At 64.3% G+C, this 3,309-nt stretch carries 4 protein-coding genes; all 4 read right to left on the bottom strand.

What is annotated here, in order from left to right; all coding sequences use genetic code 11:
• Positions 1–274: gamma-glutamyltransferase (locus tag ABSG20_RS33000; RefSeq protein ID WP_423868635.1), on the bottom strand; the 274-nt coding region annotated here is incomplete at its 3' end.
• Between the two features lie 104 nt (positions 275–378).
• Positions 379–1,338 carry an ABC transporter ATP-binding protein gene (locus ABSG20_RS32995; RefSeq protein WP_423868636.1) on the bottom strand — a complete coding sequence of 320 codons (960 nt, stop codon included), beginning with the start codon at positions 1,336–1,338 and terminating at the stop codon, positions 379–381.
• A 38-nt stretch (positions 1,339–1,376) separates the two neighbouring features.
• Entirely contained in the window at positions 1,377–2,363 is a 987-nt protein-coding gene (locus ABSG20_RS32990; RefSeq protein WP_423868634.1) for an ABC transporter ATP-binding protein, read from the bottom strand.
• A gap of 31 nt (positions 2,364–2,394) precedes the next feature.
• Positions 2,395–3,309 (bottom strand): ABC transporter permease (locus tag ABSG20_RS32985; RefSeq protein WP_423868633.1); only part of this gene is annotated, 915 nt, incomplete at its 5' end.

Here is a 3,309-nt window from a genome sequence, read left to right as displayed (position 1 = left end):
CCGCCGGCGCCGGACCCTGGCCGCAAATCACCTCGGTGCGGCCGCGCTTGACGTCATGCACGATGATCGGCACATCGCCGCCCGGGCCGTTCAGATGCGGCTCGACCACCTGCAGCGTGAACGCGGTGGCGACGCCGGCGTCAAAGGCGTTGCCGCCCTTTTCCAGGATGCCCATTCCGACCGCGGTGGCGATCCAGTGGGTGGATGTTACGACCCCGAAAGTGCCCTCGATTTCAGGCCTGGTGGTGAAGGGGTCGGGATTGATCTTGCTCATGGGAATCCATCGTTGTTTTTAAGGCCTTGCGGGCGGCGCACTTGACCACAGCCGGGGCCGCCTGCCAACCGGCCCGGTGCCATGCGCCGCTCCCATCCCTGTGATCACGCGGTGCCGGTGGCATCAGCGGGATTGTTGACGGCGTGGCAGGCGACGCCGTCGATCAATGCGGGGGCTTGACGGCGGCAGAGATCGAACACCAGCGGGCAGCGCGGGTTGAAGGCGCAGCCGGGCGGCGGGTCGATCGGATTGGGGATTTCACCCTTGACGGGAATTCTTTGGCGGCCGGACATCGCCAGATCCGGCACCGCGCCCAGCAGCATTTTCGTATAGGGCATGCGTGGATGGCTGAACAGTTCGCGCCCTTCCGCGATCTCGACGATGCGGCCGAGATACATCACGCCGATACGCCCAGCCATATGCCGGACCACCGCCAGATTGTGGCTGATGAAGAGATAGGTGAGGCCGAATTTGTCCTGCAGGTCGCGCATCAGATTGAGAATCTGCGCCTGCACCGAGACATCGAGTGCCGAAGTGGGTTCGTCGCAGACGATGAACTCGGCTTCCGATGCCAAGGCGCGGGCGATCGCGATCCGTTGCCGCTGCCCGCCGGAAAACTGGTGCGGATATTTGAGGCCGTCATCGGCGTGCAGGCCGACCAGTGCCAACAACTCGCCGACCCGCGCCCGAATATTGCGCTGGCCCTGGATCAGATCGAAGGCGCGGATCGGCTCGGCAACGATGGCGTCGACCCGGAAGCGCGGGTTGAGGCTGGCATAGGGATCCTGAAAGATCATCTGGATGCGGCGGCGCAGAAGCTGGCGCGCCCGCAATTGTCTGCGGTCGCTCATCGAGACGCCGTCGATGACGACTTCACCCGAGGTCGGCGGCAACAGCCCGACCACCATGCGGGCGACGGTGGTCTTGCCGGAGCCGGATTCGCCGACCAGCGCAAAGGTCTCGCCCCTGGCGATGTCGAAGCTCACACCGTCGACCGCCCGGAGATATTCGTGGTGGCCGCCCTCGAGCATGCGGTTCAGCCACGGCTTTGAAACATCGAATATCCGACGCAGATTTTTGACCTCGATGAACGGCGCCGACGTCACGCCGCGGTGTCCTTGGTTGCGGCGTCGAAGAGATGGCAGGCCACCGCTTGCGCGCCTTGCCTGATCGGCTCCGGGCGGTCGATCCGGCAGCGCTCGAACGCCAACGCACAGCGTGGGTTGAACGAGCAGCCGGGCGGGATCGCGGCGAGCCGCGGCATCGAACCGGGGATCTGGACCAGCCGCACGGCGTCGCTTGCGAGCGTCGGGATCGCGCCCATCAAACCTCTGGCATAGGGATGCAGCGGGTTCTGCACGACCGCCCGCACCGGACCGATTTCGGCGATCCGGCCGGCATACATCACCGCGACGCGGTCGGAGGTTTCGGCGATCACGCCCATGTCGTGGGTCACCAGCATCACGGCGGTGCCGTGGTCGCGCCCGAGGCGTTTTACCAATGCGATGATCTGGGCCTGCACCGAGACGTCGAGTGCCGTGGTCGGTTCATCGGCGATGATCAGTTCCGGCTCGGCACAAATGGCGAGCGCGATGACGACGCGCTGGCGCATGCCGCCCGAGAATTCGTGCGGATAGGCATCGATGCGCTTTTCGGGGGCGGCAATGCCAACCTCGGCCAGCAAATCGATGGCGCGCTTACGCGCGCCGGTTTCCGAAAGATCGAGATGAGTCCTGATGGTCTCGACCAGCTGATCGCCGATCCGGTACAGCGGGTTCAGGCTGGTCAACGGGTCCTGGAAGATCATTCCGATCCGCTTGCCCCTGATCCGGCGCATTTGCTCGGGCGGAAGATCGTCGATCCGCTGGCCCGACAGGTGAATCTGGCCGCCGGCGATGCGGCCGGGCGGATCGATCAGGCCAATCACCGCAAGACCCGTGACGGATTTGCCGGCGCCGGATTCGCCGACCACGCCCAGCACTTCGCCCTTGGCGATATCGAAGGAGATCCCGTCGATGGCGCGCAGCGTAGAGTGCCGGGTGGCGAATTCGACCTGAAGATTGCGAACGGAGAGAACGGCTGCGGTCATGGCAACTTATATCCCGGAGTTGCAGCGCGTCTCATCGGAGCTTTGGATTGAGCGCGTCGCGCAGCCAGTCGCCAAGCAGGTTAATGGAGAGGATCAGGGCCGCAAGCGCAAAACCCGGGAAGGCGACGATCCACCACTCGCCGGAGAACAGATAATTGTTGCCGATCCGGATCAGGCTACCGAGCGAGGGCATGGTATCGGGCATACCGGCTCCGAGAAACGACAACGTCGCCTCGGTGATGATGGCGAGCGCCAGATTGATGGTGGCGATCACCAGGATCGGCCCCATCGCATTGGGCAACACGTGACGCAGCATGATCACGGGGGTGGGAACTCCGATCAATTGCGCCGCAGCCACGTAATCCTTGCTCTTCTCCACCATGACCGAGCCGCGCACGGTGCGCGCATATTGCACCCAGAAGCTCAGTCCGATCGCAACCACGAGCACCGCCAGCGTAGCCATGGCGCCGAGGCCATTGCCGAACACCGACTTGGCGACACCATTGATCAAAAGCGCGATCAGGATCGCGGGGAAGCTGAGCTGGACGTCGGCGATGCGCATGATCAGGCCGTCGATGGCGCCCCCGACATAGCCCGCGATCAGCCCGAGCATGATGCCGAGTGCGCCGGAGAAGGCGACGCCGAGCACGCCGACGACCAGCGAAATACGCAAGCCATAGAGAATCGCGGAAAACATGTCGCGGCCCTGTTCGTCGGTGCCGAGCAGGAACGGGCTTTGGCCGTCGGCGGTCCAAAGCGGCGCGATGCGCGAATTCATCAGTTGCAGCTGTGCCGGATCGAATGGATTCTGCACCGCGAGAACCGGCGCAAAAATCGCGACCAGGAAAAACAGCACGGTCACGGCAGCCGCGACCATGGTGAGCCGGGAGCTGCGAAATGAGTAGAACACGTCGCTGTCGGCGGCGCGCGCGAACCAGCGTCCCGG

It is taken from the genome of Bradyrhizobium sp. (assembly GCF_049512235.1).
Classification (GTDB): Bacteria; Pseudomonadota; Alphaproteobacteria; order Rhizobiales; family Xanthobacteraceae; genus Bradyrhizobium.
This window is presented reverse-complemented; position numbering and strand designations above follow the sequence as displayed.